Consider the following 15,478-nt stretch of genomic DNA (forward strand, 5'->3'; position numbering starts at 1 on the left):
CGGGCATCGGGTTATTCGGCTTCGAGTTGCTTGCCACGGGTTTCCGGCAGACTCAAGGCCGCCAGGATCACCACCCCGTAGGACACTGCCGCAAACGCCCCGATGCCTACGCTCAAAGGCACCTTCTGGCTCAGCAAGCCGATCAGCAGCGGGAACAACGCCGCCAGCGCCCGGCCGATGTTGTAGCAAAAGCCCTGGCCCGAGCCACGAATCCGCGTTGGGAACAGCTCGGTCAGAAACGCGCCCATGCCGCTGAAAATCCCCGAGGCAAAGAAACCCAGGGGAAAGCCCAGCCAGAGCATCACGCCGTTACTGACCGGCAGTTGGGTATAGAGCAGCACGATGATGAACGAGCCGACCGCGAACAGGATGAAGTTCTTCTTGCGACCGAGGATGTCTGTCAAATACGCGCTGATGACATAACCGACGTAGGAACCGACGATCACCATCGCCAGATAACCGCCCGTACCCAGTACGCTCAAGCCACGTTCATTCTTCAGAAAAGTCGGCAACCAGGACGTAATCGCGTAGTAACCGCCCAGGGCACCGGTGGTCAGCACCGAAGCCCGAATCGTGGTGAAGAGGATGCCGGGGGCAAAGATCTCGTAGAACTTCGCCGGGTTGCTCGGCTCCTGTTTCGCCTTGGCTTCACGGTAGATTTCCGGGTCCTTGACCAAGCGGCGAACGAAGATCACGAAAATCGCCGGCACGATGCCGAGGAGAAACAATGCGCGCCAGGCGTCTTCCGGTGGCAATACCGAGAACAGCAGCGCATACAGAATCGCCGTCAGCCCCCAACCCAGTGCCCAGCCCGATTGCACCATGCCCACCGCTTTGCCGCGGTCCTTGGCGCGAATCACTTCACCCATCAGCACCGCGCCGGCCGTCCACTCGCCACCGAAACCGAAGCCCATCAAGGTGCGGCTGATCAGCAGTTGCTCGTAGTTCTGGGCGAAGCCGCAGAGGAAGGTGAAGAAGGCGAACCACAATACGGTCAGTTGCAGGGTGCGCACGCGACCGATGCGATCGGAAAGAATCCCCGCCACCCAACCGCCGATGGCGGAAGCAATCAGGGTACTGGTGTGGATCAACCCGGCTTCACCGGTGGTGATGCCCCACATGGCAATCAGGGTCGGCACCACGAAGCTGAGCATCTGGGTGTCCATGCCGTCCAGGCCATAGCCGATCTTGCAGCTCCAGAAGGTGCGGCGTTCCTGTTTATTGATATTGCGATACCAGTCGAAAGGTCCCGGGCGAGCCGTTGCTTTCGGAATGGCGGTGGTGTCGGGCGCACTCATGGCAAATCTCCGCGCTGGTTTTTATTGGTATTGTTCTGAGCCCCGACGACGCCTATCGTGGGAACCGGATGGCCTGATTCTTGGCGCTTGCCCCCCGCTGCGTCCAACTAATTAAACCCCGCCCTAGACATAAGAAAACTTTATCCCGCGAGCTGATCCCATGAACCTGAAGTTTCTCGAGACCTTTGTCTGGGTCGCCCGACTCAAGAGTTTTCGCCTGACGGCAGACAAGCTCTTCACCACCCAGGCATCGATTTCCAGCCGAATCGCGGTGCTCGAAGGCGAGCTCGGCGTGAAGCTGTTCCTGCGCGATTCCCGTGGCGTGAGCCTGACGCCCGAAGGCCTGAAAGTGCTCGACTATGCCGAGCAGATGATGGACACCATGCAGGCGCTCAAGCAGTCGATCGAGACGCGCTCAAGCAAAGTCGGACGCGTGCGGATCGGCGTGATGGACACGGTGATTCACACGTGGCTGAGCCCGTTGGTGGCACAGATGATGGATCACTATCCGCTGGTGGAGATCGAACTTGTGGCCGATACAGCGCTCAACCTCTGCGATCAGCTGCAAAAAGGTTTTCTCGATCTGATCCTGCAAACCGACCTGCTGCGCCAGGAAAGTGTGCGCAGCCTGGAGCTGGCCAGTCACCCGATGGGCTGGATCGTTGCCAGTCATTCGATTTACAACCGCGAGTACTCCGGTATCGTCGACCTGGCTCGCGAGCGGATTATCACCTACTCGAAAAACTCACATCCGCACCAGGACATCTTGAGCCTGATGCAGGCCAACGGCGTCATGGCGCCACGGCTCAACTGCGTGAACTCGGTGTCGGCGATCACGCGGTTGCTCCGGGATGGCTTCGGTATTGGCGCGTTGCCGCCGGTGTTGGTGGCCGAGGAACTGGCGCGAGGGGAACTGACCTTGCTGGCCATCGAGCAACGCCCGCCGAATTTGCAGGTGGTGGTGTCGTGGCGGACCGGGGTGGAGTGGGTCGAGGAGATTGTGGCGTTGTGTCAGCAGGTGTTGGAGGGGTATGCGCGCAAAGTGGGAGAGGGCTACATCATCTTGAGCAAACCTTCGGTCAGTTAAGAGTGATCGTTCCCACGCTCTGCGTGGGAACGATCATCGGCCTAGAGCCCCCGCACATCCCGATCTTCAATCGGCCGGCTCTGGCGCAGGCGTTTGCCGCCCAGCACCACCCAGTCGATCAGCCGGAACAGGCATTCAATGCCAAAGGACAGCAGCAGTGCGCCGCTCATGCCCCAGATCATCGCTTCCGGCGTCAGCAGGATCTGGTAGCTGTAGCCATTCCAGGTTTCCTTGCGTATCTGCGGATCGGCCGCCAGGACCACTTGCAGGAAGCGGATATACCACGGCCCCTGCATGGCCTGGAACTGCTTGTCGAGCGCCTGCCGACGGGTCAGCAGGGTGTTCAGGCTATCGGCATCGCTGCGAAAGATCGGGTCTTCGCTGGCGCGGTAATGGGCCACCAATGCCTGCATGTCACCCTTGAAGAACTGATTGGCAGTCCCTTGGAAACCGTTCAAACCGGTCTGCGCTTCGATCAGGTGGGCCTCGACCCGCTTGGCGTAATCGCTGATGAACCCCGGCACCTGGACACCAATCAACAGGCCTGCCGCAAACAACACCAGCCGTAGATAACTGAGCAACATGGTTGCGTGTCCTTATTCGGTCTTGCCCTGGCTGACGCATTCACCGCGCCGCCACAGGCTCCATTGGCCCGGCTCGTAGCGGGTCCAGGTTTCGTTTTCGGTCAAGGGTTCGGTGGCAATCACCGTGACCACGTCGTTGGGCGTGGTTTCGGCCTGGAAGTCGACGATCACATCGACATCCTTCAGGCGCGCCGGGCCAAACGGTGCGCGGCGGGTGATCTGCGCCAGTTTGGTCGAGCAATAGCAGAACAGCCAGTCGCCGTCGCTGAGCAGGCAATTGAACACCCCTTTGCTGCGGTATTCGGCGCACGCGGCCACCAGGTCCGGCAGCAGTTCTTCGACTTCCACCGGTTCCGGGAAGGCGGCACGCACCCGATTGAGCACGTCGCAGAATGCCGCTTCGCTGTCGGTATCGCCGACCGGGCGATAAAAACTGGTGATGGGTTGAAAGTCCGCCAGTTGGCCGTTGTGGGCGAAACACCAGTTACGCCCCCACAACTCGCGCACGAACGGATGGGTGTTGGACAGGCAGACCTTGCCGACGTTGGCCTGGCGGATGTGCCCGATCACCACTTCGCTCTTGATCGGATAGCGCTGCACCAGGTTCGCGACTTCCGATTCGCAACTCGCTGCCGGGTCCTGGAACAAGCGCAGGCCTCGGCCTTCATAGAAGGCGATGCCCCAACCGTCGCGGTGCGGACCGGTGCGGCCGCCGCGCTGCATCAGCCCGGTGAAGCTGAACACGATATCGGTCGGGACATTGGCGCTCATGCCCAATAACTCACACATGTTCTGGCTCTCGATTAATGCAGGGGCAAGGTTACAGCCGCGGTTCGACCCGCAAACGCTGGGGGTTGCTCGGCACCGGCGGGCGACCGTAGCGATCATCGCCGGCACCGCCGAATGGCTGGTCTTCTTCAGGTGCGTCGGCCCTGGCCGCGGCCTGGGCGGCGGCGGCCTGCTCCTTGCGGGCGTTGGCGCCGCGCTCGATCATGAAACGGATCGCCACGAACACCAGGTAGAGGCCGAACGCGAGGATGCCGTACATGAACAGGTCGGAAATCGCCCGCCAGGCGTTGTTGCCGACCTTGAACAACAGATCCAGGGCCGTGATGGCGATGGCCGGGGCGACCTTTTCCTTCACCGGGTCAATGATGGTCGGGCTGAACAGCAACACGACCACCAGCAGCCGCAGCGGCTCACGTAGCCAGCGCCACATCCAGCGGGTCATGCGCATCCACACTAACAGGCAGCCTAACGCGGCGAAGGCGTAGAGGCCCCAAGCGATCAGATAGTCGTTCTCGGTCATGGTGTCCATGGCAAGGCAGGCAAAGAGGCGCTTATAGTAACGACTTTTCGCCCATCAGGCTTGCTCCCTGTAGGAGCGAGGCTTGCCCGCGAAGAACGATAACGCAGTGCGACAGATACACCGCAGCGCTCGGTTCGCCGGCAAGCCTGGCTCCTACAGGGGCTGCAGGGCACCAGACATTGCCCGCAAACCCTATTCCGCACATTGCACGAGAGCCCTTCATGCCCCTATCCGCCAACGTTTCCAACGCCCCGATCGCCCGCATGGCCGAAGGCGATGACCCGTATGCCTGGCTCCAGGAGCGCGACACCGACGCGGTGCTCGACTACCTGAAAGCGGAAAACCATTATCAAGAGGCGCAAACCGCCGATCAGGCCGGGCTGCGCGAGACCCTGTTCGAAGAGATCAAGGGCCGGATTCTCGAAACCGACCTGTCGCTGCCCTCCCCCTGGGGGCCGTACCTGTATTACACGCGCACCACGGCGGGTGACGAATACGCCCGTCACTACCGTTGCCCGCGCCCGGCCGACGACAGCCTGCAGCTCGACGAAAGCCAGGAGCAACTGCTGCTGGACCCGAACGAACTGGCCAAGGGCGGCTTCTTTTCCCTGGGCGCGTTCAGTATCAGCCCGGACCACCAACGCCTGGCCTACAGCATCGATTCCACGGGCGATGAGATTTTCACGCTGTTCGTGAAGGAATTGTCCAATGGTCGTGTCAGCGAACTGGAATTCCAGGACTGCGACGGCAGCATGACCTGGGCCAACGACAGCCTGACGCTGTTCTTCGGGGAACTGGACGACACCCACCGCCCGCACAAACTGTACCGCTATCGACTCGATGGCACGGCGGCTGAAGAAGTGTTCCATGAACCGGACGGTCGATTCTTCATGCACTGCTACCGGTCCAGTTCCGAGCAGCAATTGCTGCTGTCCCTGGGCAGCAAGACGACCAGCGAGGTCTGGGTGCTCGACGCGTTCCAGCCGCAGCAAGCCTTTGCCTGCGTAGCGCCGCGGGTTGAAGATCATGAATACGACGTCGACCACGGTGTGCTCGACGGTGTCTGGACCTGGTTCATTCGCACCAATCGCGACGGCATCAACTTTGCCCTGTACACGGCCGTCGATACCGGCGTCGCGCCGACCCTGGCCGACTGGCAGAACCTGATTCCCCACAGCGACACCACGATGATTGACGGCATGAGCCTCAACGCCGGGGCCATGACCCTGAGCCTGCGGGTCGGTGGCTTGCCGGTGATCGAGGTCCATCCGCAAGACCTGCCGAGCTACCGTGTGCAACTGCCGGATGCGGCCTACAGCCTTCACGTGCAGAACAGCCTGGAATTCGTCAGCGACAGGATTCGCCTGCGCTACGAAGCGTTGAACCGTCCCGCGCAAATCCGCCAGCTGGGGCTGGCCACCGGCGAGCAGAAAGTCCTCAAGCAAACCCCGGTGCTGGGCCCGTTCGATGCCGATGCCTACGTCAGCCAGCGTCTGTGGGCGACGGCACCCGACGGTACGAAAGTGCCGATCAGCCTCGTCGTCAAACGCGAAGCCCTCGGTAAGCCGACACCCCTTTATCTGTACGGCTACGGTGCGTATGGCGAAAGCCTCGACCCGTGGTTCTCCCATGCGCGCCTGAGCCTGCTGGACCGCGGCGTGGCGTTTGCCATCGCTCACGTGCGTGGCGGCGGTGAATTGGGCGAAGCCTGGTATCGCGCCGGCAAGCAGGAGCACAAGCACAATACCTTCAGCGACTTCATCGCCTGCGCCGAGCACTTGATCGACAACGGCTTCACCACATCAGGGCAACTGGCGATCAGCGGTGGTAGCGCCGGTGGCTTGCTGATCGGCGCCGTCCTCAACATGCGGCCGGAGTTGTTCGGCGCAGCGATTGCCGAAGTGCCGTTCGTCGATGTGCTCAACACCATGCTCGACCCGGATCTGCCGTTGACCGTCACTGAATACGACGAGTGGGGTAATCCACAGGAACCGGACGTCCATGAGCGGATCAAGGCTTACGCCCCGTACGAAAACGTCACCGCGCAGGCCTATCCCGCGACCCTGGTGATTGCCGGCTACAACGACAGTCGCGTGCAGTACTGGGAAGCGGCCAAGTGGGTGGCCAAGTTGCGTGCGACCAAAACCGACACCAATCCCCTGTTGCTCAAGACCGAATTGGGCGCCGGGCATGGCGGGATGAGCGGCCGGTACCAGGGCTTGCGTGACGTTGCACTCGAATATGCATTTGTGTTCAAGGTGCTGGGTATTGCCTGAGCGCATCAGCCGCCCGGCGACTTGATCTTCGTGCCGTTCTGCTCAAGCCCCGGCAACGTCTGGTCCTTGGGCGGGTTGGGCATTTCGATCGGCGGCAACAGCGGCGGCCCGCCACTGCCGGGTCCGGCCTTGGGCACGCTGACCGGGGTGATCTGCGGGTAGGGCGTCGGCGTCGCGGTGCCGGGCGAACCGGGCAGCGGCCCGGGGGTGGTGGGAATGGTGGGTTGCTCCTGGGCCTGCACTGCAGTTATCGAGAGCGCGGCCAAGGCAATGACCGTTAGAATGGTGCGCTTCATCAATGGCTCCGTTGGCCTTGTGTCTTTTTGCAGGCTACTCTCAACCGCCGCTGTTTGCCTGCCCCTGATTGTCGAATTCCCTTCAAGAGTGCCCCAATGAAACGTTTCGTTCTGCTCGACACCACTCCGATTCCTGAAAATGGCGGTGCCTTGTGCCTGTTCGAATACGGTGAGGATTTCGTCATCAAGATCCAGGGAGGCGATGGCGGGCAGTTGATGAACACGCGCATGCACGGATCCGAAGACGCCCTGGCCGAGATCCCGTGCCGCAAGGTGGCTGGTCGACCCGATTCACGGGTGTTGATCGGTGGTCTGGGCATGGGCTTCACCCTCGCCTCGGCCCTCAAGCATTTGGGCAAGACCGCGCAAGTGGTGGTCGCCGAACTGGTGCCCGGCGTCGTGGAATGGAACCGTGGACCGCTGGGGGAGAAAGCCGGCAAACCGCTGCTCGACCCGCGCACGGTGATCCGCATGGAAGACGTGGCCAAGGTGCTGCAAGCCGAGCCACAGGGCTTCGATGCGATCATGCTCGACGTCGATAACGGCCCCGAAGGCCTGACCCAGAAAGCCAACAGTTGGCTCTATTCCGCTGGAGGCCTGAGCGCCTGCGCCAAGGCACTGCGCCCCAAAGGCGTGCTGGCGGTGTGGTCGGCCAGCGCCGACCGGCAGTTTTCCGACAAGCTGAAAAAGGCCGGTTTCAAGGCCGAGGAAGTGCAAGTATTCGCCCACGGCAACAAAGGCACCCGCCACACCATCTGGATTGCCGAGAAGCTCAAGGGCTGAGCTAAACTGAGCTCATAACCGTCATTAGTCTTTTTACAAAGGTGAACCCATGAGTTCGTCCACCCCAACCAATACATCGAAGCTGGACCGCATCCTCGCCGACAACCAGCGCGACAAGGAAATGGGTTACCGCGACAAGGCCCTGAAGATGTACCCGCACGTGTGCGGCCGCTGCGCCCGCGAGTTCTCCGGCAAGCGCCTGAGCGAACTGACCGTGCACCACCGCGACCACAACCACGACAACAACCCGCAGGACGGCTCGAACTGGGAACTGTTGTGCCTGTATTGCCACGACAATGAACACTCGCGGTACACCGACCAGCAGTACTTTGGTGAAGGCTCGCTGAGCTCGCCGAAGATCGCCAAGGCGACGCATAACCCGTTTGCGGCGTTGGCCGGGTTGATGAAGAAAGACGACTGACGATTTGCGTCGTTGGTAAGGGCCTCTTCGCTGGCAAGCCAGCTCCTACAGGGTTCTGTGGCGAACACGACATTTGTGATCACCACAGAACCCTGTAGGAGCTGGCTTGTCGGATCGCCGCACCGCAGCGAAGGCGATAGAACAATCACCACAAGTCTCCAATCTGACCACCCCTCCCCCAATCCCCGTATAATCGCGCTTTTTCCCCGAAGGCACCCCGCTCGTGGCAGACAAACGGTACAGCTGCATTGGTTTGTATAACCCCAAATCACCGGAAAACGTCGGTTCGGTGATGCGCGCCGCCGGCTGTTATGGCGCCGCGTCCGTGTTCTACACCGGCAAGCGTTATGAACGGGCCGCCGACTTCGTCACCGACACCAAGCGCGTGCACTACGACATTCCGCTGATCGGCATCGACGACCTGAAGAAAATCCTGCCCCTGGGCTGCGTCCCGGTCGCGGTGGAACTGGTCGAAGGCGCCCGTTCGCTGCCGGAATACACCCACCCGGATCGTGCGCTGTACATCTTCGGCCCGGAAGACGGCTCGCTGGATCAGGAGATTCGCGACTGGTGCGAAGACGTGGTCTACATCCCGACCACCGGATGCATGAACCTGGCGGCCACCGTCAACGTCGTGCTGTACGACCGCATGGCCAAGGGCCTCAACACCCGCTCGGGGCCGAAATTCCGCTGAATCTCTGCACATCCGATGGAACAAGCCGCCCGCCTCGGCAGTCAGCTTAATTATCTATTCTTGAAGCAGCCCATCCAGCCAGGAGACAGATCATGAGCGAACTCACACGCGTAGAGCGCATCGAGTCCACCCCGTTCCAGACTCATTCCGACCACAACGTTCAGGGCTGGGAGCGCATCGGCTCCGTGGCCGGTGGCGTGGTGATGGTTACCAAGGGCCTGCGTCGCGGCGGTGTGTTCGGGTTGATTCAAGTGGCGATCGGCGGCGTGGCGCTGGCTCGCGGGATTACCGGGCACAGTTCGGTCAAGAGCCTGTTGGAGAAAAGCCGCCAGGATATGAATAACGTGCGGGCGAAGATCGAGCGGGCCGGGGAAGAGTTGGGACGGTTGAAGGCGAATGCCGAGGCGGCGACCAAGACGGCTACCGTGACCGGGAATGATTCGTTGAAGTCGCCTAAGACCGGGGTTTGATCCGGGGTTTGTAGTGGGGCTTATGGCCTCTTCGCTGGCAAGCCAGCTCCTACAGGGTTCGGCGGCGCACACATAATTTGTGATCGCCGCGAATACTGTAGGAGCTGGCTTGCCAGCGAAGGCGGTATTACTGAAGCAACCCGGTGTCGAGGACCTTGGAAGCTTCGCCAATGACACTCTCGGCTAGTTGAACGAATTCCTTGGTGTCCACACTTTCCAGCCGCATCGCCCCACGCAACACATCATCCAGCGAACGCTTGTTGCGGGTCTTCAGGCGAATCTCGCGATCCAGCTCTTGCAGCAACAACACCGCCTTGGAAACCTGTGCCGGGCTCATTTGCTCACCGCGCAACGTCGTGACCTTCTGGCTATCCCTGACCAACTTGCCGTGCAAATGCTCATAGCGCTCATCACTCATGCCACCCGCCCGGCGCACCAGTTCGATCGCGTAATACTCGGCAAAGCCTTCACTGATCCAGTCACTGCGCTGCCGGTCGTTGATCCGGCTGAACACCTGAGCCAATTCACGCACTACCGCGCTGGTGCCGCTTTCGCTGACCAGCGGCAGACGTGTGTTGAGGTAAATCGATTCACGCGCCGCCAGGCTGCCGCGCCACATCGGGTCATTGGCACCAACGATCAGCAGCTTGGTGGGATGACGCGGGAACGCCGCCTGCACCTGCGGCCAGACAAAGGTCAGCAATGTCAGCACGTCCATGCGACGCATGCCCTGGCCTTGGGGCGAGGCGACGGTGACTTCGGTTTCTCCCAACCGCGTGCGCCGGCTGCCGAGGTGGCCGGCGAGCATCCAGCCGGTGGGTCGGTCGAACAATCGGGAGACGTTATCGATGCGGAACCTGTTCTTGCCGATCCGCGGCCAGGCGGTTTCGACGCTTTTCCAGCCGCTGGGCAATTCGAATTCCAGGCGCGAAACCAGTTCGATGCCGTCCTGTTGATCGAGTCGGGCGGCCGGCACCAGATCGTCGCCGCGCATCAACGCCCAGGTCGGGGTCATGCGGGTGTCGAAGCTGCCGCTCTTGCGGCCGTGGCTGATGCGCACGCGGTAGGTCAGGCTGGCCTTGTCGGTGGCGGGCTGCCAGACACCGCGCGCCGGCTTGCCCGGCGTCAGTTGCCATTGGCCGTCGGCCTTGAAATCGCTGTAGCGACTGCCATCGCCCAGGTCGAAATCCAGACTGCGCACCGCCGAGCCCTGGGCCAGGGTCAGGCGCACTTCGGCCTGATCGCTTTGCGGCAACAGGCGCACGTGATAATCCAGATCGACCTTCTTCGCCGCCCACACCGGCGACCCCAGAGCCAACAGCCCAACGACCAACGCCAGCCGCAATCCCACAGCCATACACACTCCTGGTGAAACCTTAACCCGCCCGGAAAATCAGATGGTCTTCCCAATCCTCTTCGGCCACGCTGCCTTCGGCGAGCATGCGCCCGGATTGTGAAATTCGTTCGTGGTGCACGGCGTCGCGATCACCGCACACCAGGTGGTGCCAGAGCGGCAGGTCCTTGCCCTCGCTGACCAGTCGATAACCGCAGGTCGGTGGCAGCCATTTGAACGTGTCGGCCTTGCCTGGCGTGAGCTGGATGCAGTCCGGCACGAAGTCGCGACGGTTGGGGTAATCGGTGCACTGGCAGGTTTTCAGGTCCAGCAATTTGCAGGCAATGCGCGTGTAATAGACCGAGTTATCCTCTTCATCTTCGAGCTTTTGCAGGCAGCACAGGCCGCAGCCGTCGCACAGCGATTCCCATTCCTCTTGATCGAGTTGATCGAGGGTTTTACGCATCCAGAACGGTTCGACTTTAGCGGCCATGGTTCAACATCGACATCAGGTGGTGAAAAGGCCGCCAGTCTAGTGCCAAGGCCCTTGCGGGCCAAGCATTGGCGACTGCCGGTCGACAGGGCTTGTCAGTTTTTGCGCCGCCCAGTAGCTTTGCCAGTCGCAAGGGGCCAGACCCGCGTGCCATTAACGCTCGACCGCGTTGCATTCAGGCGAACTGCCCAGGCTCAAGAAAAACCTCAACGCTCAGCTCAACTGCGGCCGCAGGTTTCAGACCACCCTCACCTCCAACCGTAGCAAGGAATCTCTTGATGAGCGCTAATCCTCGCGTTGCCGACTATGCCATCCACCCTCAGTTCACCGATCGCTGGTCGCCCCGCGCCTTCACCGGTGAAACCATTGCGGTCGAGACCCTGCTGAGCTTCTTCGAAGCCGCGCGCTGGGCGCCATCGGCCTACAACTCGCAACCCTGGCGGTTTCTCTACGCGCGTCGTGACACGCCTAACTGGGAGCGTTACCTGGGCCTGCTGAACGAATTCAACCGCAGCTGGGCACAACACGCCTCGGCGCTGGTGATCGTGGTCTCGAAAACCACCTTCGTGGCGCCGGGTGCCACCGAAGAAACCCCGGCCTTGTGGCACACCTTCGACACCGGTTCGGCCTGGGGCCATCTGGCGCTGCAAGCGAGCATCAGCGGCTGGCACACCCACGGCATGGCCGGCTTCGATCAGGATCTGACCCGCAAGGTGCTGAATATTCCTGAAGGCTACGCCCTGCATGCGGCAGTGGCGATCGGCAAACTGGGCGACAAGGCGAGCCTGGCGGAGTATCTGCAAGCGCGTGAAGCGCCGAGCCCGCGTCGTCCGTTGAGCGAATTGGCGGCCGAAGGCGATTTCACCCTGTAGGAGCTGGCTTGCCAGCGAAGGCGGCCTCAAGCCTTGCCGCGGCCATGAAAACGCCTTCGCCGGCAAGCCTGGCTCCTACAGGTTCAGCTTGCCGGCGAAGACAGCCTCAAGCCTTGCCGCGGCCATGAAAACGCCTTCGCCGGCAAGCCTGGCTCCTACAGGTTCAGCTTGCCGGCGAAGACAGCCTCAAGTCTTGCAGCGGCCATGAAAACGCCTTCGCCGGCAAGCCGGCTCCTACAGGTTCATGGTGGGCTCAATACCCGCGATTGAAATCCACTTCCCCGCGCAACGCCTCACCCGCCTGATACGCCCGCAGGTTCTCGACAAACAACTTGACCATCATCGATGGCGAGGTCGGCGCCGAACTGTGCCCGGTCAACAGCAAGCCCCAGGCGGTCCAGAACGGATGACGTTGCGGCAGCGGCTCCTGACGGCAGACGTCGATCACGGCGCCTGCCAGATGCCCTTCCTTCAAGGCTTCCACCAGATCCGCATCGACCACCGCCACGCCACGTCCGACGTTGATGAACAAGCCGGTCGGCTTGAACTGCTTGAACAGCGCCGCGTCGTACAGGTCATGGGTATTGGGCGTGTTCGGCAACAGATTGATCACGTAATCCACTTCACCGACCAGACGCGGCAAATCGGCCAGCGCGCCGACTTCGACAAACGGCGCCTGCTCGCGGGCCTCGCTGGCGATGCCATACAGTTCGACGCCAAACGGCAGCAGGAACTGCGCCACGGTCTGGCCAATGTCACCGGTGCCGACGATCAACACCTTGCGCCCTGCCAGACTGTGCCCCTGGCGGCTGTCCCACTTGCGCTCGACCTGGCTGACCAGTCGCGGCAGCACTTCGCGCTCGTGGCCGAGCATGTAGGTGAGCACGTATTCGGCCATGACCTGGCCAAAAATCCCCACCGCCCGGGTCAGGCGATAATGCCGTGGCAAGCCGTCGGCCAACAGCGGCGTAATGCCGGCCCAGGTCGATTGCAGCCATTGCGGTTGGTGGCCCTGCCGCAGCAGGGTCGCCAACAAATCCGGCTGGCCCAGCCAGATCGGACAATCGGCGGCCTGACTGGCCAGTTCGGCGGAATCGCCGCTGGTCAGCACTTCCAGGTCGGGCGCTGCCTGACGCAGCAGTTGGGCGTACACAGGGTGGTCGTGTTCAGCAATCAGCACGCGCATGGTTCAAACCTTTCGAAAACAGTGCAGACGACCGTCGATGAAGTAACGCTCCATCGCCCTGGCCGTCGCCAAATTCAATTCCAGTGATTCAAGAGAACGCTCTTCACAGGAACTCAGATGCCCTGCCGATCACATCGGGTCATTGCGTCGTAGCAATTCTTCCGGCAAATGTTCGATGTATTCGTCCTCGGCCGGCGGCATTTGCAGGTGATAACCCTGCTTGTCGAGGTTTTCCAGGACCAGGTTGATGTCTTCGCGCGACAGTTTGCGCTCGGGGCTCAGCACCAGGTCGAAAGCGTGATGCGGTTTGCCGAAAGCCGCCATCAGGCTTTCCGGGACGCGTTCCAGTGCATCGCTTTTGAGCACATAGAGGTACATCCCGTTTTTCTTCAGGCTTCGGTAGATGGAGCAAATACGTTTCAAGGCTGTTCTCCGGCGGTGGCCAGGCTGTCGAGCAGCGCCTGGCCCATCAATTCGCGGCGCCAGCCACGCAGCGAATCAGGCAGTCGGTAAGGACCATTGGGGAAGCCGCTCTTGAGCAGCGCTTCCAGGGTTTTCTTGCGCAGCATCAGTTCCGGCGCGATGTTCAGGCGCTCGGCTTCGGCCTGGCCGATCGCCCGCAGCTGTTTGACCAGCGCGGCGGCCTCCACCGGCAACGGCTCCGGCACGGCAGGCGGCCATTGATCCGGCGGCACACTGCCGGAGCGCTTGATCAGTTCAAGCAGGAATTCGCCGTCCTGACGCACGGTGCGCGGGTGCATGTCTTCGATTTTCGCCAGCGCGCCCAGGTTGTCCGGCTGAGTCCGCGCCAGCGGCCACAGGGAATGCTCACGGACAATGCGATTGCGCGGCAGATCGCGGGCACGCGCCTCGCGCTCGCGCCAGGCGCAGAGTTCACGCAATACGGCGAGTTGGGCACGGGACAGTTTCCAGGCCAGCTTGGCGTCGCGATAGACCTCGTACGGGTCGGTTTCGCGGCGCAGGTTGGCCACCAGCTCGGCACCGTCTTCCAGGACCCAGGCATACTTGTCGTCAGAAAGCTTCGGGCGCAACTGTACGAAAACTTCCGCCAGGTGCACGGCATCTTCAGCGGCATAGCTGATCTGGGTATCGGAAAGCGGGCGTTGCAGCCAGTCGGAACGGGTCTCGCCCTTGGGCAGGTCGATGCCGAGCACTTCCTGCACCAGCCGCGAATACCCCATGGAGAAACCCAGGTTCAGGTAGGCGGCGGCCAGTTGGGTGTCGAACAGTGGCGCCGGCAGGCTGCCGGTCAGGCGCAGCAGGACTTCGAGGTCTTCGCTGCAGGCATGCAGGACTTTGACCACGGCCGGGTTTTCCAGCAACGCGGCCAGGGGCTGCCAGTTGTCGATGGTCAGCGGGTCAATCAGGTAAGCGCGTACGCCATCGCCGATCTGCAGCAGGCCTGCGATCGGATAAAAGGTGTCGACCCGCATGAATTCGGTGTCGAGGGCAACGTAGGGCAGCTGCTGCCACTCGGCACAAAACCGACCGAGGCTATCGTTGTCGCGAATCCAGTGAATATCGATGGCCACACGGCTCTCCCTTGAAGAATGGCGCGCAGTATATATCGCCGCAGGCGTTTTCCACGCATCCACTGAACAAGAGCTTTAGCGAAAATACCCGCCAATTAGCAAGAATTGTCTGACAAAGGGAGGTTATCTGGTCTTACGCAGCACATAGACCCGCATCCGGGCGCAACCGGGCAGGAAATCCTGATGGCTGAGCAAGCGTAATCCCGCCAACCTGAATTCGGCTTCAACCTCGGCCTTGCCAGGCAACTGCCGGGGTGGCGCAACCTCTGCGCCGGGGCGTTGCAGCTTGAAATGCGCATCAACCCGCACCGCCACGATCACGGTATCGCGGCTGACCCGGTGGAATTCCTTGAGCATGGTCAACCGATGCTCGGTACTGTCGATGTGTTGAAACAGTTGCATGCAAAAAATGCAGTCGACCGCATTCGCCGGCAAATCGATGGTAAAGGCTGAACTTTGAAAGGTCTTGATCCGCTTGAGCAGGTTCTGCGGATGGTGGGTCTGGGCGTGATCGAGCATGTCCTGGGATGGATCGGACGCGAGGATCACCCGGTTCGCATGCTCGGCCAACACCGGCCAGAAGCGCCCGGCACCGCAGGCCACATCGAGGATCAGGCCCGGCTCGCCAGCCACCTTGAGGGCGTTGCGCACCAACTGCTCGTCGCGCCAGACCGTCAAACGCCGCCCCAGGCCCCGCGGTCGCGACTGAAGGCAGACGCGGGCGTGTTCCCGGTCGTAGCGCCGGGCGAACTCCAGCTCGATGGCGGATGGGGACTGCGCGGACATGTGCAATGACTCTTGTAGGAATAGATACCTGCAGCAG

The 15,478-nt window shown here is 61.5% G+C and carries 18 protein-coding genes; 7 read left to right on the forward strand and 11 right to left on the reverse strand.

Translation table 11 applies throughout. The features are described 5' to 3' along the window. Positions 1 to 11: 11 nt before the first annotated feature. On the reverse strand, positions 12 to 1,298 hold the full coding sequence (locus F8N96_RS11845) for an MFS transporter (protein ID WP_150797972.1): 1,287 nt from the start codon (positions 1,296 to 1,298) through the stop codon (positions 12 to 14). Between the two features lie 160 nt (positions 1,299 to 1,458). Between F8N96_RS11845 and F8N96_RS11850 the strand changes: the two genes are divergently transcribed. Next, positions 1,459 to 2,385 carry a LysR family transcriptional regulator gene (locus tag F8N96_RS11850; protein ID WP_150797973.1) on the forward strand — a complete coding sequence of 309 codons (927 nt, stop codon included), beginning with the start codon at positions 1,459 to 1,461 and terminating at the stop codon, positions 2,383 to 2,385. A 41-nt stretch (positions 2,386 to 2,426) separates the two neighbouring features. On the opposite strand, the gene F8N96_RS11855 is transcribed toward F8N96_RS11850, so the two are convergent. From F8N96_RS11855 to F8N96_RS11865, 3 genes are read right to left on the reverse strand one after another with little or no spacing between them, the layout of a single operon-like run. Next, complete coding sequence (locus tag F8N96_RS11855; protein ID WP_150797974.1) at positions 2,427 to 2,969, reverse strand: DUF2937 family protein; 543 nt, start codon at positions 2,967 to 2,969, stop codon at positions 2,427 to 2,429. A gap of 12 nt (positions 2,970 to 2,981) precedes the next feature. After that, positions 2,982 to 3,758: a class II glutamine amidotransferase gene (locus F8N96_RS11860; RefSeq protein ID WP_128872030.1), complete on the reverse strand. Its 777-nt coding sequence runs from the start codon at positions 3,756 to 3,758 to the stop codon at positions 2,982 to 2,984. A 31-nt stretch (positions 3,759 to 3,789) separates the two neighbouring features. Further along, entirely contained in the window at positions 3,790 to 4,287 is a 498-nt protein-coding gene (locus F8N96_RS11865; protein ID WP_150797975.1) for an MFS transporter, read from the reverse strand. Between the two features lie 212 nt (positions 4,288 to 4,499). On the opposite strand from F8N96_RS11865, the gene F8N96_RS11875 reads away from it, so the two are divergent. After that, a complete protein-coding gene (locus F8N96_RS11875; RefSeq protein WP_150797977.1) occupies positions 4,500 to 6,554 on the forward strand; it encodes a S9 family peptidase in 2,055 nt (684 codons plus the stop codon). Positions 6,555 to 6,559: 5 nt separating this feature from the next. Here the strand turns inward: F8N96_RS11875 and F8N96_RS11880 are convergent, their stop codons facing one another. Then, on the reverse strand, positions 6,560 to 6,850 hold the full coding sequence (locus F8N96_RS11880; RefSeq protein ID WP_150766666.1) for a hypothetical protein: 291 nt from the start codon (positions 6,848 to 6,850) through the stop codon (positions 6,560 to 6,562). Positions 6,851 to 6,946: 96 nt separating this feature from the next. Here F8N96_RS11880 and F8N96_RS11885 point away from each other — a divergent pair, with 96 nt between their 5' ends. The 4 genes from F8N96_RS11885 to F8N96_RS11900 all read left to right on the forward strand — a co-directional run bounded on the left by F8N96_RS11885 (position 6,947) and on the right by F8N96_RS11900 (position 9,218). Then, positions 6,947 to 7,633: a spermidine synthase gene (locus F8N96_RS11885; protein ID WP_150766667.1), complete on the forward strand. Its 687-nt coding sequence runs from the start codon at positions 6,947 to 6,949 to the stop codon at positions 7,631 to 7,633. 49 nt (positions 7,634 to 7,682) lie between these two features. After that, positions 7,683 to 8,054 carry a YajD family HNH nuclease gene (locus tag F8N96_RS11890; protein ID WP_150766668.1) on the forward strand — a complete coding sequence of 124 codons (372 nt, stop codon included), beginning with the start codon at positions 7,683 to 7,685 and terminating at the stop codon, positions 8,052 to 8,054. Positions 8,055 to 8,277: 223 nt separating this feature from the next. Next, on the forward strand, positions 8,278 to 8,748 hold the full coding sequence (locus F8N96_RS11895) for an RNA methyltransferase (RefSeq protein ID WP_128872026.1): 471 nt from the start codon (positions 8,278 to 8,280) through the stop codon (positions 8,746 to 8,748). Between the two features lie 92 nt (positions 8,749 to 8,840). Further along, on the forward strand, positions 8,841 to 9,218 hold the full coding sequence (locus tag F8N96_RS11900) for a DUF2892 domain-containing protein (protein WP_150797978.1): 378 nt from the start codon (positions 8,841 to 8,843) through the stop codon (positions 9,216 to 9,218). 127 nt (positions 9,219 to 9,345) lie between these two features. On the opposite strand, the gene F8N96_RS11905 is transcribed toward F8N96_RS11900, so the two are convergent. Then, positions 9,346 to 10,575 (reverse strand): hypothetical protein, encoded by a 1,230-nt coding sequence (locus tag F8N96_RS11905; protein ID WP_150797979.1) that lies wholly within the window; start codon positions 10,573 to 10,575, stop codon positions 9,346 to 9,348. A gap of 19 nt (positions 10,576 to 10,594) precedes the next feature. Continuing rightward, complete coding sequence (locus F8N96_RS11910; protein ID WP_150766671.1) at positions 10,595 to 11,044, reverse strand: YcgN family cysteine cluster protein; 450 nt, start codon at positions 11,042 to 11,044, stop codon at positions 10,595 to 10,597. 278 nt (positions 11,045 to 11,322) lie between these two features. On the opposite strand from F8N96_RS11910, the gene F8N96_RS11915 reads away from it, so the two are divergent. Continuing rightward, a complete protein-coding gene (locus F8N96_RS11915; RefSeq protein WP_150797980.1) occupies positions 11,323 to 11,916 on the forward strand; it encodes a nitroreductase family protein in 594 nt (197 codons plus the stop codon). Between the two features lie 253 nt (positions 11,917 to 12,169). On the opposite strand, the gene F8N96_RS11920 is transcribed toward F8N96_RS11915, so the two are convergent. The 4 genes from F8N96_RS11920 to F8N96_RS11935 all read right to left on the reverse strand — a co-directional run bounded on the left by F8N96_RS11920 (position 12,170) and on the right by F8N96_RS11935 (position 15,441). Then, positions 12,170 to 13,102 (reverse strand): D-2-hydroxyacid dehydrogenase, encoded by a 933-nt coding sequence (locus F8N96_RS11920; RefSeq protein ID WP_150797981.1) that lies wholly within the window; start codon positions 13,100 to 13,102, stop codon positions 12,170 to 12,172. A gap of 129 nt (positions 13,103 to 13,231) precedes the next feature. Beyond that, positions 13,232 to 13,525, reverse strand: a complete 294-nt coding sequence (locus tag F8N96_RS11925) for a YcgL domain-containing protein (protein ID WP_150797982.1) — start codon at positions 13,523 to 13,525, stop codon at positions 13,232 to 13,234. Further along, the gene (gene rnd, locus F8N96_RS11930) at positions 13,522 to 14,655 is read right to left on the reverse strand and encodes a ribonuclease D (protein WP_150797983.1); all 1,134 of its coding nucleotides are present in this window, start codon (positions 14,653 to 14,655) and stop codon (positions 13,522 to 13,524) included. The genes F8N96_RS11925 and rnd overlap by 4 nt, the downstream gene beginning before the upstream one ends. Positions 14,656 to 14,778: 123 nt before the next feature. After that, positions 14,779 to 15,441 (reverse strand): class I SAM-dependent methyltransferase, encoded by a 663-nt coding sequence (locus F8N96_RS11935; RefSeq protein WP_150797984.1) that lies wholly within the window; start codon positions 15,439 to 15,441, stop codon positions 14,779 to 14,781. Positions 15,442 to 15,478 lie beyond the last annotated feature (37 nt).

The sequence above is a fragment of the Pseudomonas fluorescens genome (assembly GCF_902497855.1).
In the GTDB taxonomy this organism is placed as follows: domain Bacteria; phylum Pseudomonadota; class Gammaproteobacteria; order Pseudomonadales; family Pseudomonadaceae; genus Aquipseudomonas; species Aquipseudomonas fluorescens_BI.